The following is a 23527-nucleotide window of genomic DNA, read 5'->3' as shown; positions in this document are numbered from 1 at the left end:
AAAACTCCCTATTTTTCTCTATCCTAACCACAGAACTTGCAAAATTGAAGTGATGTTTTATGACACATACTAAGGCGGTGCCGTGGGGCCATTAATGTTGGATTGTCAGGCCGAAGAACTTCTGCCTGAAGAAAAGGAAAAGTTAACACATCCAGTAGTGGGTGGCGTTATTTTATTTAGCCGCAACTATCATGATAAACGTCAGCTCTCTGCGCTGGTTCAAGATATAAGACGCTTTGCAAAGCGTCCAGTACTGATCGCCGTCGATCATGAAGGAGGCCGCGTTCAGCGTTTTCGTGAAGGCTTTACTGCCATACCTGCAATGGGCGATATTTTAAGGCAGTCAGAGCATCAAGATGAAAGTGCTGCATACGCAAAAGCGTGTGGATTAGTATTGGCTTATGAACTTAAAACCTTAGATATCGATTTTAGCTTTGCACCGGTGCTTGATATAAATGGTGTATCGCAAGTTATTGGTGACAGGGCATTTTCAGACAATGCAGACGACGTTATTCGCCTTGCCGCTCATTTAATCCAAGGTTTAAAAGCTGTAAATATGCCAGCTATTGGAAAGCACTTTCCTGGGCATGGCAGTGTAGCGCCAGACTCTCATGTAGCGTTACCCGTCGATGAACGCGAATTTGATGAAATACGCAGTACCGATATGGTGGTCTTTGAACGCTTAATTGAACGTGCGTTGCTTGATGGCGTTATGCCTGCCCATGTTATTTATAATCAGGTGTGCGATAAGCCTGCGGGTTTTTCAACTAAATGGCTGCAGGATATACTTAAACAGGATCTAGGCTTTGGCGGTGCAGTATTTTCTGATGATTTGTCCATGCACGGCGCAAGTGTCGCAGGAAGTTACGTTGAGCGCGCTGAGGCAGCGCTAGAAGCAGGGTGCGACATGGTACTTGCCTGCAACAATCCGCAAGGGGCTGAGACTATCCTTGATGGATTGGAAACGCGCTTTGCTAACCTGTCTAACAACGATTTACAAAAGCAAGAACGCGTTATGGCACTTTATGACCGTGTCATGCCTGCAGGGCTAAAAGATAAATACGACAGTGGGGTTGAGCTGGTGAAGCGCTTAAGCGAACGGTAGTTTTTATAACTACCGTTTTTCGTTTTCTGATTTTAATGCCGGCCGCTTAAACTGGTACTTCGTCTACGCCAGCTTCTATGTTTATAAATCGTGCAAAAGTGAAGAGAAAATCGCTTAAGCGATTTAAATAAGCATGTACCACTTCTGGCACGTCATAATGTTTAGATAGGCTAATGACAGCACGTTCAGCTCGCCGGCATACAGCACGACAAACATGAGCTTGCGCAGAAGCCTTACTTCCGCCAGGCAGTACAAACGACGTATTAGGCGGCATTTGACGGGTAATATTGTCTATAAGGCTCTCTAGGTTCTCAATATCAGTTTGTGTCAGCGTTGAGCTTGCTGAAATAGCAAAGCCAGCTTGAAACAGGTTGCGCTGAATGTCTTGGAGTATTGGCTTATGTTTGTCAGTAACATGCGCTGCGAGTAGCCCAATATGGCTATTGAGTTCGTCCATATCGCCGTAGCTTTGTACTACTAAATCATCCTTATCTACACGAACGGCTTTGTCAGCGTAAATTTGCGTGCTGCCCTTATCACCAGTGCGAGTGTAAATCTTCATAAAAACCTATATCTCTCTATCAATCGCAAATGTTGTTTTTTGTATTTAAGACCAAAGCACTTATACTAAGCGTTTACTCAAATCACTCGCTAACGTCAGGGCGATTGTAGCGACGAATTTGTACTACAAAACCAAACAGCGGGTGGTCAAAATAATGCAGTTGCGTACTGATTACACGTCTTTGCTCAGCTAACGGAACCGAAACCAGTTTGTACGCTGTTGATGTCGCTTGACGGGGCTTAGCAGCATTACCATAGCTGTCATCTTCACTGCTGAAGTAGCTCATTGGCACCGGCTGGCGATAAAACATCTCGCCATCTACATGAAGGTAGGGTACGCGGTTAATATACTTAAGAAATACTTTGATAGTGCCGTCAATTTCCCAAATGGGGGTTCTTAACGAAGCATCGGTAGTGTCATCTTCACCTTGCTCTACAATCATCGGCGTATCAAGCGCTTTAAATGCGCCATACTCTATAGCCTGTGGGTTTGACAAACGGCGGTCCAAATCGGCAAAAATATCTGAAACAGCAAGAAATTGATCAGTGCCATGCGCTGCAGTTTTATCAGCTTCAAAAGCAGTACTTACACCACTTAGGCTGTTTTCATCTGTGCTCGATGTGTTTTTATAAGCATCATTATCAGTAAGAGCGGCGGTGGAGCCGTAACCAAACTCTGGAGCGGAATCGTCAGTTTCACTGTTTACATTATCAACGTGTTTTGGAGCTCGCATATCACCGTTCAAGTCAAACTGCTGCGCGTAGTTTTGCCCACCATAAAGACGCACGTTGAAAGCTTTGTTCTTACCAAATATAACTGGCTGACGCCAGGTTGCATGAAACAAACGTTCTAGCTCGCGATTAGAACGTATTTGGCGAGAAATTGAAGACAGTGCTTGCTGATTACTGGTAAGCAGATGCGCTTTTGACGCAAACGGCCAGTCGTGTCCTTCAATGATAATAGGTAAACTTGCTGGAGCGGGTAGCCTATTATCCGGCTGATTCACCTTCCATACGATTACAGGTTGAAGCGCGCTGCTTCTAGACTTGCTCTCGCTTGTCGAAACGCCTGAGATTAGTTCGTTGTCGCTTGGAACAACAACGTTCAGTGCAGTGGTTACCTCAGCGCTAAGCCATGGCTTCGTTTCTTCACAGTATTTAAATACAGGCACCGTGACAGGTGAGGAATCTTTTACGCCGAAGAATGACGTCCAATAGCTGGCGATGGTTGCAGCATCAGGAGCGGGTGTGACGTCGTCAGTGATGATCCCCTCATTTGAGTAGTCAAGGCTATCGCTATAGTCGGAGTCTGTTGAAGAATAAGTAGCGCCATACTCATCGCCATTAATGGTTTCGCTTTGTGCCTGACTCGCTACGTCTGGTGTAGGAGTTGGCTCATTGGCTGTTAAACCAGATGTTTCATTATATCCATAGCCCGCTTCTTTAGAGTAAGAGCTAGGAGACATGTCACCGAACTGCGCACTGTTATCTTTAGGCAGCGACAAAAAATCTACATCTTTTGCGGGCACGCTCAAAAGCCCGTTGCTAGGCCAATTAACCGATGTATCAGCGCCGCAAACGGCTAACCCTTGTTTTAGATAGCTTATATCAGGCGAAATGATATCGCTGATGATGTCTGCCTGAGCGCGAGGGGCTGACAAGTTGTCAGCCAAAGAAAACTGCTCTTCTAACTCAGTTAGTGCCACGTTGCGCTTAAACGCAATAACTTCCACATCGAACCACCAGTTGTCATTGGCGTTAGCTGCAGTTGAAATTGTCGTTAAGAAAACGGCGCTTATTGATGCAACTAACGGGCACCAGCGAGATAACTTCATGTTACCGCGACTCCTTTGCAAAATCGGCAATAATATCGCTAATAAACGCGATGCGCTCTTTAGCTGTTTCGGTCTTTTTCACCAAACGCAGTTTTTGGCTTCCTTCAAACTTAAAGGTGTTTGGTTTGGTTTGCACCAAACTAATAATATAGCCTGGGTTAACCTTAGTGGTTTCTTTAAACTCTATGGTACCGCCTTGGGCCGACAAGTCTACTTTTAGAATGCCTAACGCCTGGGCTTTTAGTTTAATTTCAGCCACTTCTATCAAGTTTTTAGCTGGCTCTGGCAATAGACCAAAGCGGTCAATACATTCTACCTGGAATTCATCAATGTCGTCTTGCGACGTACAGCTTGCCAGACGTTTATATAGCGATAGGCGAGTGTTAACGTCGGCAATATAGTCTTCAGGCAGTAGGGCTGGAATGCGCAGTTCAACTTCGGTATGGCCCGAGGTCGCGTCGTCTAATGAAGGCTCTCGGCCTTCTTTAAGGGCGTTAACGGCTTTATCGAGCATATCCATATACAAACTGAAACCAATACTCGCTATTTGCCCCGATTGATCGTCGCCTAACAGCTCACCGGCACCACGAATTTCTAAATCGTGGGTAGCAAGCGCAAAACCTGCACCTAAATCCTCAAGCTGCGATATTGCTTCTAAACGTTTTACTGCATCTTTGGTCATGCGCTTTGGATGAGGCGTTAATAAGTAGGCGTACGCTTGATGATGCGAGCGACCCACACGACCACGAAGCTGGTGCAGCTGCGCTAAACCTAAATGGTCGGCTCTATCCATAATAATGGTATTCGCACTTGGTACGTCGATACCTGTTTCAATGATGGTAGTACACACAAGTACGTTGTAGCGCTGGTGGTAGAAGTCGCTCATTACGCCTTCAAGTTCACGCTCGCGCATTTGGCCGTGACCCACTGCAATACGGGCTTCGGGAACGATTTCAGCGATTTCTTCGGCCGTTCGCGCAATGCTATCCACTTCGTTGTGAAGGAAGTAAACCTGACCGCCGCGCAGTATCTCACGCATAATGGCTTCGCGAATAACGGCTTTATTACGCTGCTGGACAAAAGTTTTAATTGATAAACGACGGGCAGGGGCTGTGGCAATAATCGATAAGTCGCGCATGCCTGATAATGCCATGTTAAGCGTACGAGGAATTGGCGTAGCGGTTAACGTTAAGATATCTACATCGGCACGTAAGGACTTAAGTTTCTCTTTTTGACGCACGCCAAAGCGATGTTCTTCGTCGATGATCACCAGCCCCAAATCTTTGTATTTAATATCGCTAGACAGCAGTTTATGTGTGCCTACTACGATATCTACCTTTCCTTCGCCGATGCGCTCAACCACAGATTTTTGCGCTTTACCGCTTACAAAACGGCTCATGACTTCAATTTCAAACGGCCATGCCGCAAAACGGTCTTTGAAGTTCTCGTAATGTTGCTGCGCAAGTAGGGTAGTGGGCACCAAAATAGCCACCTGTTTACCAGCATTAGCAGCAAGGAAGGCCGCGCGCATGGCAACTTCGGTTTTACCGAAACCTACGTCACCGCAAACGAGGCGATCCATAGCCGATGGACTGCCCATGTCGTGCATAACCGCTGCAATGGCTTGGGCTTGGTCAGGCGTTTCTTCAAAGGGGAAGCTGTCTGAGAACGCTTGGTAGTCGTCCCAGTTAATTTTATACGCAAAACCTGGCTTGGCTGCGCGGCGGGCATATACATCTAAAAGCTCAGCGGCCACGTCACGAACTTTTTCGGCGGCTTTTTGCTTGGCCTTTGTCCATGCGTCAGAACCTAGGGCGCTTACTGGCGCGCTGTCGGCGTCGCCACCGGTGTAGCGTGAAATTAAGTGAAGCGAGGCCACAGGCACGTAAAGCTTAGATTGCTTGGCATACTCAATGCACAAATACTCGGTTGCTACGCCGCCCGCGTCCAATGTTTGAAGGCCTAAATAACGGCCAACACCGTGGTCGAGATGTACCACAGGCTGACCAATAGAAAGTTCGGCAAGATTACGGATAATGGCGCTTTCGTCGGTGGCGGTGCGTTTATCGCGAAGACGGCGCTGACTTACTTTCTGGCCTAATAGTTCGGTTTCGGTAATAAATAACAGTTCGCCTTCCTGGGTTTGCCAGCGGAAACTGTTATCAACCATACCTACGGTAATGCCAATGTTGTCGTGACTTTCGATAAAATCGCTAAAGCTATCAACAATCTTTGGTTTGATGCCTGCTTTTGCGAGTACGGTTAGCAAACCCTCTCGGCGACCTTGGGTCTCAGCACAAAACAGTACCTTAGCCCCGTTGTCAGTGGCTTGATTTACCGTTTTAATGAGTCTTTCAGCAGGTACTTTTTTCTGCGAGTTAATCGCAATATCATCAAGCTTTTCGCACTGAAGGTTGCTAGTACCTGATTTTTCTTCAAGCACCTTGCTGGAAAGAGATGCACGAGGCCACTGTTTTATGGCACCAAATAGCTCATTTATAGGTAAAAATAGCTCGTCTGGTGCAAGCAGTGGACGGGCTAAGTTATAACGATACTGCTCGTAACGTTCTTGTACGTCGGCCCAGAAAAACTCGCTGGCGTCTTGCACATCACCGTGAAGTAATAGCAGGCTTTTAGGGTGAAGATAGTCAAAAAGCGTAGCGGTTTTTTCAAAGAAGAGGGGAAGATAATATTCCACACCGCTCGGCATGGTGCCCTTGCTTACCTGAGAAAATACGCTTTCAGATGCATTGTTTGCGTCGAACTTTTCTAAAAACTGCTGGCGGAAAAGCGTGATTGCCTCTTTGTCTGTAGGAAATTCTCGTGCTGGTAGCAAGCGAATTTCGTTAACAGCCTCGCCAGAGCGCTGGGTTTCAGTATCGAAATAGCGAATGGAGTCGATTTCGTCATCAAACAAGTCTATTCGAAATGGCTGGTCGCTTCCCATCGGAAAAAGGTCGATGATGCTGCCGCGCACCGAGAATTCGCTGTGGCTCATTACCTGACTAACATGCAGGTAGCCGGCTTGCTCGAGATTGCGTCTGAACTGATCTCTATCTAAGGTGTCGCCCTGATTTAGCATAAGCAAATACTTTGCTAAATAATCGGTAGGGGCTAAACGCTGCATTAACGTGTTAACAGGCACTATGAATATGCCTTCGCCTTGCTGTGTAAAGCGGAATAGGGTTTCTAATCGCTGAGAAACAATGTCTTGATGGGGCGAAAACGAATCGTAGGGCAGTGTTTCCCAATCTGGGAACAAAGTAATAGGTGTCTGCTTTGTATTATCGCTTAGGAAGAAGGCTATTTCTTTTTCGAGCTTCATTGCCGACGGCGTATCGGCGGTAATCAGTACAATAGGGCCTTTGTATTGGCTGAGTGCTTGGCTGATACATAGTGCGGCACTGCTGCCTTGGAGTTGGCCCCAGTGTTTGTGATCTTGTGATGAGGCTTCTTTTTTAGGCGCAGGTAATGGAAGCGATAATAAAGTGGCTGTCATGACGTCCTGTTTTTTAAGTGCAAGATGAGTTTTACGGCTTATATACTGATGTTAGGGTCTATTCAGATCCCGCTTTTTTTTCTTTTGCCCGCTTTCTTAGCTGTTGCGTTTGAATATGCAAGCTAGCGCGAACTAAAAGCTCCTGGTCTTGCTCTCGAATGGTGTTAAAAATAAAGGCGATATGGTAACGGTCTTCTACTTGCTCGCAAGTAATTACTTCGCCAAAACAAAATATTGCTGCTGCTTCGGCATCCAAGAAAAGTTTAAGTTCCGCTTTGGCGCCCACATCCAATGCTTCTTTTGACTCAATAATGACACCGCCACCACCCAGTTTGACTGTTTTGAAGCGAAACTCTGGCTCGTCTTGCTGGTGCAAAACGAACGACATCATCAAGTCAATTTTTCGAGACTGATGGTTTAAGTAGTCAGCCAGCGACTCAGCATGATCACTTAGGTTGCGAAGCGGACGAATTGCCTGTGCTTCAATAGCGGCCATTTCGCTGGCAATGCGAAATGCATACGGCATCGACTCCTCTAAGTTTTCTTCATCAGGCACTACTTCGTCTTCACCTAACGGGCGCATATTGGCGTTTATGCGATGTGCGATAGAAAAATATTCATCGAATTGGGCTTTTTTTTGTTCTAGGCTAAGTTCGCTCACATCATTCCTCTGCCACTAATTCTTGTGCAGTTAGTAACTTATAAGTAGTATACCGATCACACGTAGTATACCCACTTTACTATTTTGGGGTTAACCCGTCATCTCGTCTTTGGGCTACTTATCTGAATTTCTCATTCATTAAGCATAGCTAAACATAAGGCAGATTACCGTATTACTGAAAAGCAAGGCGCTATGTTTTATCCTCTTTCTGCATTCATTGCTTATCGTTATGCCAAGTCTAACAAAGCAAGCCAAACCAGTTTTGTTTCATTTATTAATCGATTTTCAGTGGCCGGTATTGCACTGGGATTGATGGCGCTGATTATCGTTGTGTCTGTTATGAACGGCCTAGAAGGTCAACTAAAACAGCGCATATTAGGCATTGTCCCTCATATTGAAGTTACAAAGACACCCATCATAAGCGAGAACCCTAGCAGGACATCCAACGAAAACGCAATTACAGAGACACCCACGCAAACTGCAGAAAAAACGCAGACAGTTACTTTGAAAGAAATTAGCGAGACACCCATCGAAGGCGTTGTTGCCACTATGGCTTACAGGGAAGCTGAAGCAGTAGTGCAGTCTCGCTCGGACTTGCGTGGTGTTCAGGTTCACGGTGTTCAACCTGAAGTAATGATTGAGTACACTTTGGTAGCAAACCACATGGAGCAGGGGCGATTTAGCGATTTAACTGAGGGGAGTTTTGCTGCCATTATTGGGCGCTCACTTGCCATTAAACTTGAAGCGCGGGTTGGAGACCGATTGCGGGTTATGGTGGCAGGCGCAAGTGTGTTTACACCTTTTGGAAGAATGCCAAGTCAACGGCTTGTAACCGTGGTGGGTGTCTTCGATATGGGCTCGCAGATGGATGACAAAGTGATGTATATGAACCTTAAGGATGTGAACCGCTTAATGCGAGATCCTAAAGGTAGCGAACAATCGCTTCGACTCTTTTTAAATGACGCTTTTAACTATCAAGCAGTTGTTAGCGCGCTCACCGATAGGGTGGGTGTCTCTGTAAATAATATGAAGACTTGGCGTGAGCGTCAGGGGCCGCTATTTGATGCCGTCAAGATGGAGAAGAACATGATGACACTCATGTTGCTGCTTATTATCGCGGTGGCGGCATTTAATATCGTTTCGGCACTGGTAATGGTGGTAACGGAAAAACAAGGCGATATTGCAGTACTCCAAACTCAAGGTATGTTACCCAGTTCAGTAATGTGGATTTTTGTGTTAAACGGTTTGTTTAACGGCATTAAAGGCGCTGGCATTGGTCTAGTATTAGGCGTGGTGATTACGCTCCAATTAAATAACATTTTAGACCTTATCGGGTCGCCGTTAGCCTTAGCGGCAGACGGTAGAGGGCTGCCAATTGAAATGGACGTTGTACAAATAGCAGGCATTACTTTGCTGTCTTTGCTACTGTGTGTTTTAGCCAGCGTTTACCCAGCGCGCAAAGCGATGAAAATTGCACCGTCGCAAGCGCTCCAAAACGAATAAATCGCTGAATTTACCGTGCAAGTTAGTGCAAAATTCACTATACTCGCGGTCTTTTAAATTTTGCCCAGTGAGACGTCATGAATAAGAATTTTATCACCTCGCAATCGCTTCTACAGGATTCCTTTCGCCTAGCGGCAAAGGTGTATGAAGACGGCTTTCGCCCTGACTTTATTATTGGTATCTGGCGTGGTGGTGCTCCCATTGGTATCGCGGTTCAAGAATTCTTTGAATTTAAGAATACGTCAACCGACCATATCGCAGTACGTACATCGTCTTACTACGGAATAAACAAACAATCGAAAGAGATCCGTGTGCACGGATTACACTACTTGGTAGAGAACGCGAATGCTGATGACAAGTTATTGATTGTTGATGATGTTTTCGATTCAGGCCGCAGTGTAGATGCACTTATCAAGCAAATTAATAAACTAATGCGTTTGAACATGCCTAAAGATATTCGCATTGCATGTCCGTGGTACAAGCCGCAAAACAACACAACAGACATCGTGCCAGATTATTACGTTAACGAAAGTGATGAATGGCTGGTTTTCCCTCACGAAATTGCGGGATTGTCGGAAGAAGAAATTCGTGAAGGCAAAGGCGAGCTGGCTGACGTTATGGACATTTTGTTCAAAAAGTAGTGAGTAATTGCTTGATATTAGCGACTAGGAGTTGCTGTTAAACGTATCTAAACCGCACGCTTGTGCGGTTTTTTTATCTTCTAATTTTGTTGGAAAAGATAGGGTAAATGTGGTGCCCACGTTTACTTCACTTTCTACGCTAATGGTTCCCCCCATCGCTTCAACGATGGAGAACGAGATATAAAGTCCTAATCCAGTGCCTTTGCCGGTTGGTTTGGTGGTGTAAAACGGTTCAAAGAGCTTTTGAAGGGCATGCTTTTCTATACCGCAGCCCGTATCTTTTACCGTTATGACGGTGTGATCTTTTTCTTCAAACGAAGAAATAGTTAATTTATCCCCATCTTCCATCGCTTGCGCAGCATTTACGAATAAATTGACTAATACTTGGTTTAATTTTCCTGTTTTTCCCTTAATTAAAGGCACATCGCTTAGGTGCTGTTGAATCTTTATGCGGTGCTTCAATTCACTGTTTACTAATCGCAAGGCGTGAGCTATGCAGTCGTTCACGTTTACGGTTTCATCATCGGGAATATCTGCATCGTGGGTAAAAGAGCGAAGACTGGTGATAATGTCTGTAACTCTATTTAGGCCTTCCTCTGATTCGCTGCAAATATCTGCAATTTCGTCGCTTAATGAATCAATCTTATTTTCAACCTTCCACTGTTTCGCAGCTTCAGCTACCTTCAGCCTCTCATCGTCGGTTGCGCTAGCTGCCAATTGTAAGACGATGTCTTGCATTTGCGATAGCGCAGGCAGCACGTTCCGTAAAAAGTGAATGTTGCTATTAATGAAAGCAACAGGGTTATTAATTTCATGGGCAACTCCAGCGGCAAGTAAACCTAGCGATGCCATTTTTTCTGAATCGATAAGGCTTTTTTCTACAATGGCTTTTTCTTCTTTCAACCTCACCGTTTCAAGCGCCATTAGCTTAGCCTGCATCCCCATGGCCATTTGCTCGGTAAAGGTACGGTATCTGTTAGCCATATCCACAAATTCTTGGGTGTAATAACCCAGTGCTTGATGGCAAAACACAATAACTGCGTGTTGCTGATGTACTTTAAATGGACAATAAAGTACAGAGGTGACGGGCGTGTCGAACAAAGATAGATGGCGTTGCCACGTCGCTTGCTGCTTAATGTTGAATAATGCTATAGGCTCACTTTTAACCGCACGGGAGAGTGTGTCATCGATTTGCCATACGGTGTTAAGTAGCGGTGGATGGGTGCTGTTAATGCACCTCATTTTGCCAGCGCTTTCATTCTCAAGAACAAAGCAAACTTGATAATTATACAGTCCCTTGAACACACTAAACATTTTTTTATAAAGGTCTTGTTCGTCCTCTGCGGTAAGTAATACACGAGTGCCTTCTAGCAAAGCATCGCTTTCCTTCTTATGTGCCTCAGCCTGCTGTTTAAGGCGGTAAACAAGCGCTAGATCTTCTAAAACATTTTCGTAATCTTTATTCATTGAGAGAACACTACCGCTGATATCATAAGGTTGCCGTGTCTGTTCTTGCCATCTAAAAAGCGCCCTTGCTCGCCAAAAGTAAACGGGCCGCAAATAGGTAATGCTGGAAATTTTTCTTGCAGCGAATTCAGCATGAAATTAATTTCGTCTCCAACCATCAAGCGACATCCTGCGCAGTAAATCATTAGTACGCCAACAGGCTTTCTATTTTCGGGCAGCAACATAACCGCATTGTTTATCACACGCTCTGCACGAGACGTAAGGCTAGAAATGCTACCTTCCATCAACACCAACTCTTCACCTTCTTCTACTTCTGAAAAAACATGTAGTGCACCACTTTCATCGACAGAATCGGGGTGGCACAGAAGGTAATTCACCGCACCGTTGTCTAATTCTACTGGTCTGCCTAGCGGTGCTGACGATGTTAGTCCTAAAATTTGACCGCCGTATAGCTGTTGAGCGATAAGGTTATTGGTCGCTTTGTTATAAACGGTGCTTGCACCGCTATTGTTAAGCTGTTGTAGTTGGCGTCCTTTCGCTTTCGTTGCTTTAAATAGGGTATCGGTTGGCTTGTATCCTGAGCTATAACTCACCCCTAATGGAGTAGAGGGATACATAACTGCAACTACCACAGTGTGTGGTCCGCACGCATCTTTTGTAACGGTTGTCCAGTCGCCAGAAACCGTGTTGTCTGCCATTGAACCACCAAAAATAGGAACTTGAGTCCCTACAATGCTGGCGAAACCTTCAAGTATTCTTTCTTCTTCTCCTGGCGGCAACGCACACCAAATTAACGCTGGGCTTTCATAAGGTCTTCCCGCATTGTTTAGCGCATTTTGTAACGCGATGGCGCCAGCTTCAAAGGCGCTGTAGCAGGAGGCGTCTGCACTTCCAACGCCGTAGGCTCCACCATCGTCATTCACACAAAAAAGCGCTAACTGGCACCCCGCGTCAACGGTACTGCCGTCGCAAAGTAGCGCTCCTAAACAAGAGCTGGAAATGAAATAAGGCGCGGTAAACGCGCTAAGGCCATGTTGAAGCTCGTTAAAAGGTAAGTCTGCATTGCCGTAGCCAATAACGAGTGAAGGTGTATTTTCACTAAATAACCTATCTATTTCGGACGCCATACTAGGTGCGTCGTTACACTCCAACGAAAATGTTTGTATATACATTCGGCCTTTACCACTCAACCATACTCTTTAATAATAGATTGAAATTAGGAAAAGCTTATTAAACATTAGTTGAAGAGTTACACGAGTTACAGTAACTGTGTTGAAGAGAACTTAATTATCGAGGTAAAACTTGTCGTGAAAGGTATAAACCCACGTTGGCTGGTAGATCACTAAAAGCGTTATCGCCATACCGTTTAACAGAGCTTCAGGAAAGACCAAAAGTGGTATAAGCAAAACGTAGTTGTCAAAAATGATGTCCCAAGTATATGTACCTTCAATGTAATAAAATGCGCCGAGCGTTAGCGTCTTTAATGCAATAGAAAGAGCGGCAGGGAAAAAGGCACAAACAAAAATGTACACGAAAAGTTGTCGAGGGATACGGTGAAAAGAAAGCATATAAAATAGATAAGTTATGCCAATGGGTAGAACGGTGCCGAGTAGCCCGTTAACGCCAAAGTTTTCCCAACTTCCGTAGCCGACTGCGTTTGCGCCTAATAGCGCGATAAACGATGCAATAATAGCGTTTCTAAAGCCGAGCATTAATGTTAAAACTGAAAGGCCTAGAAAATGAACATCTAAGCCCTCGAAGATGCCTGCTTTAAACAACCAGAGAACGAAAAGCGAAGTAGCAGTACCAAAAATAAGGTGTTGCTGCTGCTTGTTACTCGCAAAATGAGTAAAGTCCACATGCCTGACCGCACCGAGTAATAATACACCGTAAATCAGCAATGCTAGCAGTTGTAGTGAACTCACTTTTACTCCTTAGTTAATGGCGGGGAGCAGTATTTAGTACTGTTTACCCTTTATACTCAGCCCAAATAGGCGCATGATCAGACGGCTTTTCGATGCCTCTCAGCTCATAATCAATACCGGCGTCATGTAGTTTTGCATGAAGCGGTTTTGTTGCCAAAATCAAATCTATGCGAAGGCCACGATTATCGTTGAATCCTTTTGAGCGGTAATCGAACCATGAAAACTTGTCATTTGTCTCTGGGTTGAGTGTTCGAAAACTATCTTCAAAGCCCCAGTCAATTACTGTGTTCAACCACTCACGCTCTTCCGGCAAGAAGCTGCATTTTCCAGTTTTCAGCCAACGTTTGCGGTTGTCTTCACCAATGCCAATGTCCAAGTCTGTATGAGAGATGTTGACATCGCCCATAACAATTACATTGTCATCTGGTGTGTGGTTATCATCTAAATAAGTCATTAAGTCTTTGTAGAACTTACGCTTAGCTGGGTACTTGGTTTCATGCTTTTCGTTTTCGCCCTGAGGGAAGTAACCATTTAGAACGGTAACGGGCTCGCCAGCATCATCGGTGGTTTTTAAAATAATCATGCGACGTTGGGCGTCTTCGTCATCTGTTGGGAAACCCATCGACACAGAAAGCGGCTCTTTCTTCGCCAAAAAAGCAACGCCGTAATGGCTCTTTTGTCCGTGGAAATAAACGTGATAGCCCATGGCCTCAACGGCTTCTACCGGAAACTGTTCGTTGTGAACTTTAATTTCCTGTAAGCCAATAATATCGGGTTGGTGTGCGTCGATAACCGCCTGAAGTTGATGTAGACGAGCGCGAATACCGTTTATATTAAATGAGATTACTTTCATGCTTTTTTAGTGGTTGTTTCGAATTTGGCTAGAGTTTACCAGAAACTGCACGGCCGCTTAACGACGTTTTGCCACTATATTAATGCATTCAGTCGATTGGCTAGATTAAGTTTATTTATAGCTAATGGTGAAATCGCTGTGTATAAAAGCTCGTCATTAGCATAAATTTAGTCATCCCTTAATCACACGTTTGCCTCATGGTAGGGAGTGTCATTTGGTGCCGTGCGCTTACCGAGTGAAATCAAGAACTCAAACCAAGCATTTGCGTCTTGCACCGCGTTCTTAACAAAGCTTTCATTATCTAGGCCGAGCTCGGGTAAGAGTGTTTCTACTTCTTGTTTGAAAGACACCCATGCTTTGGCACACCCTGCCATCGCTTGATAATACTTGGTAGGAATATCTAACTTCATGGCTTCTAACCGCCTAACAATAATGTTGGCGCCCATTGATGAGCCCAACCATACATAGATGGCTGCGATAGCCTGGCTGGTGGTTGAATTAGAGCAAGGAATTAACTGTGCGATAGCCTGGGCGTTTAAGACTGGCTCATCTTTGTTTTTTATTCTTGTAGTAGGTTCGAGCTTGGCATGGGTGTCATTGTAACGTTGTTGAGCAGACAGTGTTGCGGACGACAACGCGTGGGTGTCATTGTTAAGCGCTAGTAGAACAACTTCGCTATTGAGCATTGAGGCGATGCGGTTAAGGGAAGGGGTCTGGAGTGCAGCCTGTTTTACGGTTGCTGCTGTTGTTTGGTGAAACACCCTCATGATGTTAAGGATGGCAAGATAGGCCTCATGGTTAAACTCACTATCTTTGTGGTACATCGAGAAGGGAAAGGTATTTTCCAAGATAGCGTGGTTGGCATGGGTGTCTTGCTTAAGAGCAGTAAATAGATTGCGCATGAGGTAAAGGTCTTTGCGTTTAAGCTTTCACAGCGTTGAATGATTTGCTCTAACTTTATCATGGGTGTCTTCGTAACGGGCGAAAAATGTCAGTGTTAATAATGTAATGGCTGATCGAGTTCCAACCGGGAGTGATTCCCGTAATTTCAGGGGTAAACTTGGGTGTCTTCTTAATAATGTTTTTGATGATGAAGAAGAGCTATGGATGGGTGTCTTTGTCAGTGTGTTAGCCGAGGGGGCTTTTTTAACGTTTATTGCATTGCGCCTATTACTGGGGCAGGTATACTTGCCGCAAAATTTGAGATAGGTGAAATAACGTGTTTCCAGAAACAGTTGCAGACAAATTGAGTGATGCGGTTATCGAGCAAGCGATGAAGCTAAGTGCAGAAGACCGACAAGAGCTTATAGTGAGCTATATTGCAAAAGCAAATGAAATTTGGATGGTGCAAGGTAGTGAAGGTTTTGTGATGTTTGAAGGTGGTGAAAGCGTTCAGCTACCAGTATTCCCGCATCACGATTTAGCTCAAAAGTTTGTAGATATAAACGAAATTGAAGGCCAATGCGTGAATATTACACTCGATGAGTTTATGCAAACTTGGTTGCCAGGCCTTGATAAGAATGGCGTTGAGCTAGTAATGTTCCCCACCACGAGTGATGTTGAAAACCTAGTTATGACTGCAGATGACTTAGCCTCAGAGCTTAGCGGAAATTAAGCAAGGTATAGAGATCATGAGTTCTCTCGAAACTTTGCTTCCTCTGGCTTCATCTTTGGCTAACGCGAAAGGATGGGACGATTTTACTCGTACACTGATGCTTGCGGGTAAATCGCTTGTCCCGCTTCCAGCGGAAAAACGTTTGGCTGAAACAGAAGTAGAAGGGTGTGAAAGCCCGGTATGGCTCGCCACTTCTGACGAACAAGGCAGTTTGATGGCTTACTCGCCTAGCAAAGTGATTCGCGGCGTGCTTGCAGTATTGTTAGAAAAAGCAAACGAGTTAACCCCGCAGCAGCGCAGTGAATTCGACTTTGAGAGATATTTGTCTCGCTGTCAGCTGGAACGCTACTTAAGTCAGTCCCGTGGAAACGGGATTAAATCTGTAATAGCTAAATTAAAGGGCGTCTAGCCGCTAAACTAGTGGCTGCCGTTATTTGTTTTTTGCTTCAATCCACTGGCTCATGTACTTGCTCGCTGTCAGTGTTTGATGCCACAACAAGCCTTGCATAAATAAACCGTTTCTATGCGTGTTAAGCGACTGTTTTAAACCAATGATTCTTTCAATTAAAGGCACATCGGGCTGTTCGCTTTCAAATGAGCTAAGTATTGATGCCGTTAAGCTACTAGCGCTATCCCACGTAGACTTATCATTGTGAAGTGTCACAGCTTGTCTGACGTAGTCTTGAATAACCGCTGCGTCAGTTGTATTCGCGCTACAAAGCGCACCAGGCCATTGCGCTAGCTGCTTTGGATCATCGATTTCCTGTATATTGCTATTAGCAGTGATTGAACCGGTTGAAGTGATACCTTCTGCGCCTATCCACGTGGTGATACTAGGAGTAGCGCAGCGCATCGCATCAATTAGTTTGCCTTTAATGCCTGCGCCAAATCGTAAAGGAGCAATCAGCACCTTTGCGCTCAACATTATAGATTCCACATTTTCGGCCCAACCTTTTACCAAAAAGCCTTGTTTTTCGTTGTGCAGTTGGGTGGCCTTTTTAGGCGGGTAAGCGCCGTATATGTGTAATTCTGCTTTGGGTAGCGCTTTTCTTATCTCAGGCCATATGCTTTGCTTAAGTTGCAGAACCGCGTCCCAATTAGGCGCATGGCGAAAGTTCCCAATATGAACAAAGTGCGCTCTTTCCTCAAAAGGAAGCGTGACGAGGGGCGTTTTTCCTACCACAAGAGGGTGGTATTGGAGCTGCGCTCTAGGTACACCGTAATGTTCCGTCAAAAGCGCCATTTCTCGTTTTGAAATTACTAATGTAAGGTCGCTTCTTAGTATTGCTGCAACTTCTCTTTGCGCCAATTCGCTATTTAACTGAGCAAGGCGAGCATCATTGTCCTGTTTTACCGCTTCGTGCCTAGCCTGACGCAGGCTGTGCAAATCTTCAGTGTTTAAAACTCGAAGTGCATCTGGGCACGCTTCTTTTACTCGCCAAGAAAATTGCTCTTCTGTCATGTAGCGGTCGAATATAACAACGTCAGGCTTTATATGCGCTATTTGGCTATTAAAAGAACTACAATTCAATGCCACAGAATGCACATCAACGCCTAATGCTGTAAGGTCTTCTTTATGGTCGCTATCGGTGGCAGCGGTCAGAAATGTCACATGGAAATCGGCAGATAAGCAACGCTTAATAATAGCTAACATATTTTGGCCCGCGGCCGAAGAATTTGGCTCAGGCCACACATAACCGATAACAGCGACATTTAACATGGATGGATTACAACTTTTGCTTTAAGAATTTTGCCATCAAGGGCATAGTGAATAGTATGCAAATACTACCATAAATTTGAATTGGTCATTACAAAAGCAAGTGTTCCTTAGAAAATCTAATTCTTATAGGTAATTACCCTAAGTTTTTCTGTGTATTAGAATTATTTGTATGTAAAAAGGGGCAAAAAGCTATAATACAGGCCTTCCAGAGATGCGCTGAATACACGAGTGTAGTGCGTATCAGCGGCGTTGCGTGGATTGTTGATGTTCAGCGTAAAGCAAGATTTTCAAATTGAAAATGAGCCCCGCGGTATCAAGGCTTATGAAGGATTCAGGTTAACTTAATGATTAGTAAAGAAATCATACTTTTTTACTAGTTGATACTTATTGACCAACTACATTTTTGTGCCTATACCTTAATGGACACAAGGCGAATGGAGGTGCCTTCAACGCTATATTGACAAAGGCGGCATGAAAGAGAGTGCACGAATGAATTTAGATGAATTAGTTTCGAAAGCGGAAAACCTCTTTGTTTTACCTGATTCGGTAACTCGACTTAAAGCTTGTATGGATGATGAAGCTTCAAGCATTGACGACATCGGCGATATTATTGCTTTCGATCCGTCATTGGCAACGCAATTGCTAAGAGTAGCAAACTCAGCGCTCTATCGTTTTCCTAATAAAATAGACACCGTCACAAGAGCCATCCAGGTAGTGGGGACCCGCTCCACTTACGACTTGGCACTGGCTTATGGCGTAAGCCAAGCATTCAGTGATGTAGACGGTCAACGTATCGATCTCGACAAGTTTTGGGAGCAAAGTGTTTCGTGCGGTCTTCTGGCAAAGTACTTTGCGGATATGCGCAATATTCGTGAGCCTGAGCGACTCTTTGTTTCGGGGCTGCTACACAACATAGGCGAGCTGGTAACCGTTTCGGTTTTGCCTGAGTCGGCAACCCGTTGTCAGGCATTCAACACCAGAGTAAGTCCTGCTGAACTTCAATTTGGAGTGCTAGGGTTCACGTATGCGGAATTATCGGCAAGATTAATTGAAAAGTGGGATATTCCAAGCTCTATTTATACGCCAATTGCCAGTATCCACAAAGAAGAGGAGGAGTCTGCTTCTACAGATGAGAAGATTCTACAACTCTCGTATGTGTTGGCACTCGATAACGTTAACCCTGAGATCTACCCGAGTTATCACAACTTAAAGCCAGAATTACATGAGGCATTGTCGCTTAATCGCGAAGATTTAGAAGACGCGCTAGATATAACCAATCTGCAGTGTATTTCGGTGATTTCCCTGTTTAACCCTAACGCGTTTATGCTGTATTAATGTAACGTTTTTAACGTGCTTTTCGAAATGCCGTAGCGATCAGTCGAAAATCGCTACGGTTTGCCTACTGATGGCAATTACTTCATTATCCTTATCCCAAATCGTCGCTTCAGTATGGCCATAACCATCTGCAGCTTGTCTTGTGTGAGCTTTATAAGCAAACCAGTCTGTCGGGCTTACCGGTTTGTGAGGATGGATAAATTCTAAGTTCCAACTTACTGTACTGGCTGGTGCCGGAAGCTTCATCATTTGTAAAAGTGTAGGTGGCCATGCGTCGATCATAGTAATGATATGTGCATCAGTGATGGCTTCGGGGGGCTGCTTGAAGCGCATAAAGCCGTGATAATGGCTGGTTTTTCTGCGCGTAAATGGAATGCCGCCATCTTCAATTGCCAAATCAAAATAGCGTAAGAATTTAGGCGTAACTTTAGGTATTTGCGGGATGAACTTTGCTTTACTCGGCTGAGGCATGTTGTGTGTATCTGTATTCTCAACTTGAATACCTGACTGACGCGCAACACCAAAACAGGCTTGCGAAAAAACACAGCTTTTGCCGTCTTGAATAGCATGAGCGGTGAACTGAGAGACATTTTTCCCTGTTCTAAGTAGCGTTACTTCGATAGAAAAAGGCGCTTCAAGAGACAGGGGACCAACAAAGTTGGTGGTAAAAGAGCGCAGCACGCGGTTATCAGTGACTTGCTGCTTTACTGCGGTGTAAAGCATACCGGCAGAAATTCCTCCAAACGCAGTTCGTCCCTGTCCCCACGTCTTAGGGATAACTAGTCCATCAACTTTCCATGTGTTTTCCGAAGTTTGAGATAATTGAGGAATATTGAGCAATTCATCTACTGTCATATTTGCTTGTCTGGTCTGATGAGTTAAGTGTTTGTCATCGTACCTTAAGCGCTATAGAACGAAAAGCCTCAGTTAGAAATTTTCGTTATGTTAACAAATAAGTAACAATTAGTTGTTTATTTTTTTGCCTAATGCATAGACTGGGCTATTGTCACCCAAAAGGACTGTTATGGCCCATACTCACGTTGAAGGTATTCCCGCTGCAGAAGCAGGAGCATCTAGAAGTTACCGGAATTACGTTCTATTCATATTAACCTTGGTGTATGCCTTTAACTTTATAGACAGGCAAATCATTGGGATTTTATCTCCTTTTATCAAAGCCGATTTAGGGTTAGATGACGCTCAACTTGGGTGGCTTAAAGGCATCTACTTTGCGCTACTTTATACCGTGATGGGGATCCCAATTGCATGGCTTGCCGACAGGTACAGCCGCGTTAATATTATTGCGATCTCTCTAACGCTTTGGAGTGGTTTTACCGCTGCATCTGGGTTAGCTGCCAATTACATGCAGCTTGCCATAGCACGTATTGGTGTCGGCATTGGTGAAGCGGGTGGTAGTCCACCGTCCCACAGTATTATTTCTGACTTATTCCCTAAAGAAAAACGCGCGGGCGCGCTCGCAATATACTCTTTAGGTATTCCTTTTGGCGTTATGCTTGCGTTCTTTGCATCAGCGTTCTTTTTACAGGGCGGTTCTGCCGACTGGCGAACGGTAATGTACAGCGTGGGTATTCCAGGGGTGTTACTGGCTATTTTGCTTAAGCTCACGGTCAAGGAACCTGCCAGAACGGTCTCTTTACCAAGCGCAGATGATGCGAATAAGCCGAGTGTAAAGTCGTCGCTCAAGATGCTACTGAAAATTCCGACGTGGTGGGGAATGGCACTGGGTATTTCCTTCGGCTCATTCGGTAACTATGCCATATCGACATGGGTAATTGATTACTACGTTCGCGCCTTTGCGGGTTTAGATATTACACAGTTGCTAATCGTTTTTGGCATTATCAACGGCACCGCCTATGCGCTCGGTGTATGGCTAGGAGGTTATATTGCTGACAGGTGGGGTAAGCACAATAAAAAAGCTTATGCGCTATTGCCCGCTATCGCGTTAATTATTGGTGTGCCGGCATTTTATGCATCGTTACAAGTGCAAGATTTGTGGGTATCAGTAGGGCTCATGGCGCTGTTGTTATTCACCAGTGGTTCATACCTAGGCCCAAGTTTTGCGATGGCACAGACACTGGCTCCAATAAACGTAAGAGCCATGTCGACAGCGTTGTTCTTCTTCGTATTGAACATCATTGCTCTGGGCGGTGGCCCAACGCTGACGGGTATTATTAGCCAAGCATTGGTGCCATCTTTAGGCGAGACGGAGGCATTGAGACAGGCACTCATCTACCTAGTAGTCCCTTACGCGCTTTCTATTGCTGTGTTCTTATGGACGAGCACGAAGATTGTAAAAGATTGGGAAATGGCAGAAGCCAGAGGCTTATAGTATTATCGAACTTCCATGCTAAGGGGCTGATTTAAAGCCCCTTTGTTGTTTGAGTATAGAGGAGTGTATTGGTGACGTCGTCAGAGTTGAGTTTTCATTTTGCCCATGCAAATGGATTTCCGGCAGGTAGTTATAATGCGATGTTTTCAGCGTTACCTGATCACTTTCACCGTCTTCATGTTGAGCGCTTCGGACACGATCCTCAGCTTCCTGTGAATGGTAACTGGCGCAATCAAGTTCAAGAACTTATCAAGCATATAAAAAAAGAGAACAAGGATCCGCGAGGCGTGTATGGTATTGGGCATTCATTTGGTGCTGTAATTACCTACATGGCGGCTTGCGAAGCGCCAGAGCTGTTCAGAGGCATCATTTTATTCGATCCGCCACTTGTTGTCGGCCCGTTAAGTTACTTTTTTAAATTCGCGAAACACACGCCGTTAATTAACAAGCTAACGCCAGCGAAACTCGCGCAAACACGCAATACCAGTTGGCCAAGCAATACTGATATGGTGGCGTACTTTCACAGCAAAGCATTGTTTAGGGATATGGATAAACGATGCGTGCGCGATTATGTAAAATCTGTAACTGCCTTGAAGGGGGACAATATTTCACTCACATTTCGTGCAGAAGTAGAAGCAGATTTGTTTCGCAATGTTCCGCACAATTTGGGTAAATATAAAGGAAAGCTTAAGTGTCCGGCCGTATTGGCGACTGGAAGCAAAAGTAACGTGTGTAAACCAGAAATGTATTCGCGGCTTCTGAAGCATAATGCTATTGAGCATAGCGTGCTCGATGGTGGCCATATGTTTCCACTAGAACACCCTGAGCAGGTAGCGAGCTTTATTGAGCGTACATTAACGCAGTGGAGTAATGAGGCGAATTAAATATTACAGAGATTGATTTAAGCGTTTTAAAGCCAAAATCAATCTCGCCATAACATTAGGATAAATGAGTTAGTCGTGCTTTCTAGGCTTGCTTAGTCCACCCACGGGTTGACCTAACATTTCTCGCGTCACCAGTACCACGCCTTTTTCAGATACGCGGAACCCACGTGCCTTGTCTTGCTCGTGATCGTAACCAATTGTAGTACCTTCAGGAATGACACAACCTCGATCGATAATCACCTTTCTCAGCTTGCAATGGCGTTTAATTTCCACATCAGGAAGAATAACGGCGTCTTCAATAAGGCCATAGGAATGTACACGTACGTTGGAAAAGCAAATAGATGAACGAAGTGTAGAGCCTGAAATTATACAGCCCCCAGAAACTACGGAGTTAATCGCTTCACCACGTCTGTCGTGGTCTTCCCAAACAAATTTTGCTGGTGGCAGTTGCTCTTGGTATGTCCATATGGGCCATTTTCTATCGTAGAGGTTCAATTGAGGTACAGGAGCAACCATTTCCATATTGGCTTCCCAAAATGAATCGATAGTACCTACATCGCGCCAATAGGCGTTGTCTCCGCCACTTTTCTCAAAAGGATAGGCGTATACAGGGTGGTCGGCGATGATTGATGGAATGATGTCTTTACCGAAGTCACGCTGCGAGCCCATATTTTCAGCATCAACACGTAATTGCTCGAATAAAAACTCTGTATCAAACACGTAATTGCCCATCGATGCTAAGCAGCGCGTTGGGTCATTAGGAAGTGGAGTCGGGTTAGCTGGCTTCTCTTCAAATCCGTTAATACGATAGTTTTCATCAACCGACATAACGCCAAACGCACCCGCGGCTTCTTCCAAGGGCACTGACATACATGAAACCGTCATTTTTGCACCAGACTCTTTGTGCTTGGCCAACATATCACCGTAGTCCATACGGTAGATGTGGTCGCCTGAAAGGATCATGACATATTTTGGAAGCTCATCACGAATGATATCTATGTTTTGGAAGACCGCGTCTGCGGTTCCTTCATACCAACTGTCGGAGAAACGTTGAGAAGCGGGTAGGATTTCTACAGATTCGCCAAGTTCCTTTTTGAAATGACCCCAACCGCGGACCAAGTGACGAATAAGAGAGTGCGACTTGTATTGGGTAACCACGCCTATTCGACGGATACCTGAATTAACGCAATTTGATAGCGGGAAATCGATAATTCTAAATTTACCGCCGAAATAAAGTGCCGGTTTGGCTCGCCAATTAGTGAGCTCGTGTAGTCTAGAACCTTTACCACCCGCGAGGATGAGCGCATATGTATCGCGAGTAAGGTTACTAATGTAACGAGAACTTTGATCTGCCATTTCCTATAAACTCCTGTAATAAAGCGACAACTGTGTATCGATAGAAATATAAAAAGAAAACGAAGTGTTGCGATTGACTGCGCTATGCATGATAGGCCTGATTGAACAGGCTTTCTTGATAACCTAAATCCATATTACACAAGATAATTTAGAATGACAGCGCGATTTTCATGCTTTGTGATGAAATGGTAAATGTTTTTAAAAAATTGTAGGTTGGGGG

20 protein-coding genes are annotated in these 23527 nt (G+C 44.8%); 8 read left to right on the top strand and 12 right to left on the bottom strand.

Going from position 1 to position 23527, the window contains the following annotated elements; genetic code table 11:
* Nucleotides 1-94: 94 nt before the first annotated feature.
* Complete coding sequence (nagZ, locus tag MHN02_RS13115; protein WP_239246593.1) at nucleotides 95-1105, top strand: beta-N-acetylhexosaminidase; 1011 nt, start codon at nucleotides 95-97, stop codon at nucleotides 1103-1105.
* A gap of 46 nt (nucleotides 1106-1151) precedes the next feature.
* Here nagZ and MHN02_RS13110 read toward each other — a convergent pair whose 3' ends face one another.
* The 4 genes from MHN02_RS13110 to MHN02_RS13095 all read right to left on the bottom strand — a co-directional run bounded on the left by MHN02_RS13110 (nucleotide 1152) and on the right by MHN02_RS13095 (nucleotide 7661).
* Entirely contained in the window at nucleotides 1152-1667 is a 516-nt protein-coding gene (locus tag MHN02_RS13110; RefSeq protein WP_014979047.1) for a cob(I)yrinic acid a,c-diamide adenosyltransferase, read from the bottom strand.
* Between the two features lie 82 nt (nucleotides 1668-1749).
* Nucleotides 1750-3501: a CsiV family protein gene (locus MHN02_RS13105; protein ID WP_239246583.1), complete on the bottom strand. Its 1752-nt coding sequence runs from the start codon at nucleotides 3499-3501 to the stop codon at nucleotides 1750-1752.
* A 1-nt stretch (nucleotide 3502) separates the two neighbouring features.
* The gene (gene mfd / locus MHN02_RS13100) at nucleotides 3503-7000 is read right to left on the bottom strand and encodes a transcription-repair coupling factor (protein WP_239246581.1); all 3498 of its coding nucleotides are present in this window, start codon (nucleotides 6998-7000) and stop codon (nucleotides 3503-3505) included.
* Nucleotides 7001-7058: 58 nt separating this feature from the next.
* Nucleotides 7059-7661: a PilZ domain-containing protein gene (locus MHN02_RS13095; RefSeq protein ID WP_039227099.1), complete on the bottom strand. Its 603-nt coding sequence runs from the start codon at nucleotides 7659-7661 to the stop codon at nucleotides 7059-7061.
* A 192-nt stretch (nucleotides 7662-7853) separates the two neighbouring features.
* Between MHN02_RS13095 and MHN02_RS13090 the strand changes: the two genes are divergently transcribed.
* Both MHN02_RS13090 and MHN02_RS13085 read left to right on the top strand, forming a co-directional pair.
* Nucleotides 7854-9164, top strand: coding sequence for a lipoprotein-releasing ABC transporter permease subunit (locus tag MHN02_RS13090; protein WP_239246579.1), 1311 nt, complete (start codon nucleotides 7854-7856; stop codon nucleotides 9162-9164).
* Nucleotides 9165-9241: 77 nt separating this feature from the next.
* Nucleotides 9242-9805: a phosphoribosyltransferase family protein gene (locus tag MHN02_RS13085; RefSeq protein WP_014949139.1), complete on the top strand. Its 564-nt coding sequence runs from the start codon at nucleotides 9242-9244 to the stop codon at nucleotides 9803-9805.
* Between the two features lie 24 nt (nucleotides 9806-9829).
* Here MHN02_RS13085 and MHN02_RS13080 read toward each other — a convergent pair whose 3' ends face one another.
* The 5 genes from MHN02_RS13080 to MHN02_RS13060 all read right to left on the bottom strand — a co-directional run bounded on the left by MHN02_RS13080 (nucleotide 9830) and on the right by MHN02_RS13060 (nucleotide 14952).
* Nucleotides 9830-11272 (bottom strand): ATP-binding protein, encoded by a 1443-nt coding sequence (locus MHN02_RS13080; protein ID WP_239246576.1) that lies wholly within the window; start codon nucleotides 11270-11272, stop codon nucleotides 9830-9832.
* Complete coding sequence (locus MHN02_RS13075) at nucleotides 11269-12444, bottom strand: FIST C-terminal domain-containing protein (protein WP_069944128.1); 1176 nt, start codon at nucleotides 12442-12444, stop codon at nucleotides 11269-11271. Before MHN02_RS13075 ends, MHN02_RS13080 begins: the two co-directional genes overlap by 4 nt.
* A gap of 111 nt (nucleotides 12445-12555) precedes the next feature.
* The gene (locus tag MHN02_RS13070; protein WP_239246573.1) at nucleotides 12556-13197 is read right to left on the bottom strand and encodes an energy-coupling factor ABC transporter permease; all 642 of its coding nucleotides are present in this window, start codon (nucleotides 13195-13197) and stop codon (nucleotides 12556-12558) included.
* 43 nt (nucleotides 13198-13240) lie between these two features.
* Nucleotides 13241-14050: an exodeoxyribonuclease III gene (gene xthA, locus MHN02_RS13065; RefSeq protein ID WP_014949143.1), complete on the bottom strand. Its 810-nt coding sequence runs from the start codon at nucleotides 14048-14050 to the stop codon at nucleotides 13241-13243.
* Nucleotides 14051-14232: 182 nt separating this feature from the next.
* Entirely contained in the window at nucleotides 14233-14952 is a 720-nt protein-coding gene (locus tag MHN02_RS13060; protein WP_239246570.1) for a hypothetical protein, read from the bottom strand.
* Between the two features lie 317 nt (nucleotides 14953-15269).
* On the opposite strand from MHN02_RS13060, the gene MHN02_RS13055 reads away from it, so the two are divergent.
* Together MHN02_RS13055 and MHN02_RS13050 are read left to right on the top strand one after the other, a co-directional pair.
* Nucleotides 15270-15665 (top strand): DUF2750 domain-containing protein, encoded by a 396-nt coding sequence (locus tag MHN02_RS13055; protein WP_239246567.1) that lies wholly within the window; start codon nucleotides 15270-15272, stop codon nucleotides 15663-15665.
* A gap of 16 nt (nucleotides 15666-15681) precedes the next feature.
* Nucleotides 15682-16074: a SufE family protein gene (locus MHN02_RS13050; protein WP_239246564.1), complete on the top strand. Its 393-nt coding sequence runs from the start codon at nucleotides 15682-15684 to the stop codon at nucleotides 16072-16074.
* A 21-nt stretch (nucleotides 16075-16095) separates the two neighbouring features.
* On the opposite strand, the gene MHN02_RS13045 is transcribed toward MHN02_RS13050, so the two are convergent.
* Nucleotides 16096-17385, bottom strand: coding sequence for a glycosyltransferase (locus tag MHN02_RS13045; protein ID WP_239246561.1), 1290 nt, complete (start codon nucleotides 17383-17385; stop codon nucleotides 16096-16098).
* A 489-nt stretch (nucleotides 17386-17874) separates the two neighbouring features.
* Here MHN02_RS13045 and MHN02_RS13040 point away from each other — a divergent pair, with 489 nt between their 5' ends.
* Nucleotides 17875-18720, top strand: a complete 846-nt coding sequence (locus tag MHN02_RS13040; RefSeq protein ID WP_014976262.1) for an HDOD domain-containing protein — start codon at nucleotides 17875-17877, stop codon at nucleotides 18718-18720.
* Between the two features lie 39 nt (nucleotides 18721-18759).
* On the opposite strand, the gene MHN02_RS13035 is transcribed toward MHN02_RS13040, so the two are convergent.
* Complete coding sequence (locus MHN02_RS13035; protein WP_171338150.1) at nucleotides 18760-19575, bottom strand: thioesterase family protein; 816 nt, start codon at nucleotides 19573-19575, stop codon at nucleotides 18760-18762.
* Between the two features lie 169 nt (nucleotides 19576-19744).
* Between MHN02_RS13035 and MHN02_RS13030 the strand changes: the two genes are divergently transcribed.
* Complete coding sequence (locus MHN02_RS13030; protein WP_014979061.1) at nucleotides 19745-21067, top strand: MFS transporter; 1323 nt, start codon at nucleotides 19745-19747, stop codon at nucleotides 21065-21067.
* A gap of 71 nt (nucleotides 21068-21138) precedes the next feature.
* Nucleotides 21139-21951, top strand: coding sequence for an alpha/beta hydrolase (locus MHN02_RS13025; RefSeq protein WP_014976265.1), 813 nt, complete (start codon nucleotides 21139-21141; stop codon nucleotides 21949-21951).
* Between the two features lie 69 nt (nucleotides 21952-22020).
* On the opposite strand, the gene glgC is transcribed toward MHN02_RS13025, so the two are convergent.
* Nucleotides 22021-23307, bottom strand: a complete 1287-nt coding sequence (gene glgC, locus MHN02_RS13020) for a glucose-1-phosphate adenylyltransferase (RefSeq protein ID WP_171338151.1) — start codon at nucleotides 23305-23307, stop codon at nucleotides 22021-22023.
* Nucleotides 23308-23527: the final 220 nt, after the last annotated feature.

Source organism: Alteromonas sp. CNT1-28, assembly GCF_022348345.1.
Lineage (GTDB): Bacteria > Pseudomonadota > Gammaproteobacteria > Enterobacterales > Alteromonadaceae > Alteromonas > Alteromonas macleodii.
The sequence above is the reverse complement of the archived record's forward strand: the minus strand, read 5'-3'. Positions and strand labels throughout refer to the sequence as shown.

What these genes read in the sequence shown, in the direction of transcription:
- MHN02_RS13085 (WP_014949139.1), top strand. Translation starts at nt 9,242, where the DNA reads ATGAATAAGAATTTTATCACCTCGCAATCGCTTCTACAGGATTCCTTT.
- MHN02_RS13080 (WP_239246576.1), bottom strand. Translation starts at nt 11,272, where the DNA reads ATGAATAAAGATTACGAAAATGTTTTAGAAGATCTAGCGCTTGTTTAC.
- MHN02_RS13060 (WP_239246570.1), bottom strand. Translation starts at nt 14,952, where the DNA reads ATGCGCAATCTATTTACTGCTCTTAAGCAAGACACCCATGCCAACCAC.
- MHN02_RS13075 (WP_069944128.1), bottom strand. Translation starts at nt 12,444, where the DNA reads ATGTATATACAAACATTTTCGTTGGAGTGTAACGACGCACCTAGTATG.
- nagZ (WP_239246593.1), top strand. Translation starts at nt 95, where the DNA reads ATGTTGGATTGTCAGGCCGAAGAACTTCTGCCTGAAGAAAAGGAAAAG.
- glgC (WP_171338151.1), bottom strand. Translation starts at nt 23,307, where the DNA reads ATGGCAGATCAAAGTTCTCGTTACATTAGTAACCTTACTCGCGATACA.
- MHN02_RS13035 (WP_171338150.1), bottom strand. Translation starts at nt 19,575, where the DNA reads ATGACAGTAGATGAATTGCTCAATATTCCTCAATTATCTCAAACTTCG.
- mfd (WP_239246581.1), bottom strand. Translation starts at nt 7,000, where the DNA reads ATGACAGCCACTTTATTATCGCTTCCATTACCTGCGCCTAAAAAAGAA.
- MHN02_RS13030 (WP_014979061.1), top strand. Translation starts at nt 19,745, where the DNA reads ATGGCCCATACTCACGTTGAAGGTATTCCCGCTGCAGAAGCAGGAGCA.
- MHN02_RS13045 (WP_239246561.1), bottom strand. Translation starts at nt 17,385, where the DNA reads ATGTTAAATGTCGCTGTTATCGGTTATGTGTGGCCTGAGCCAAATTCT.
- MHN02_RS13090 (WP_239246579.1), top strand. Translation starts at nt 7,854, where the DNA reads ATGTTTTATCCTCTTTCTGCATTCATTGCTTATCGTTATGCCAAGTCT.
- xthA (WP_014949143.1), bottom strand. Translation starts at nt 14,050, where the DNA reads ATGAAAGTAATCTCATTTAATATAAACGGTATTCGCGCTCGTCTACAT.
- MHN02_RS13110 (WP_014979047.1), bottom strand. Translation starts at nt 1,667, where the DNA reads ATGAAGATTTACACTCGCACTGGTGATAAGGGCAGCACGCAAATTTAC.
- MHN02_RS13040 (WP_014976262.1), top strand. Translation starts at nt 17,875, where the DNA reads ATGAATTTAGATGAATTAGTTTCGAAAGCGGAAAACCTCTTTGTTTTA.
- MHN02_RS13050 (WP_239246564.1), top strand. Translation starts at nt 15,682, where the DNA reads ATGAGTTCTCTCGAAACTTTGCTTCCTCTGGCTTCATCTTTGGCTAAC.
- MHN02_RS13105 (WP_239246583.1), bottom strand. Translation starts at nt 3,501, where the DNA reads ATGAAGTTATCTCGCTGGTGCCCGTTAGTTGCATCAATAAGCGCCGTT.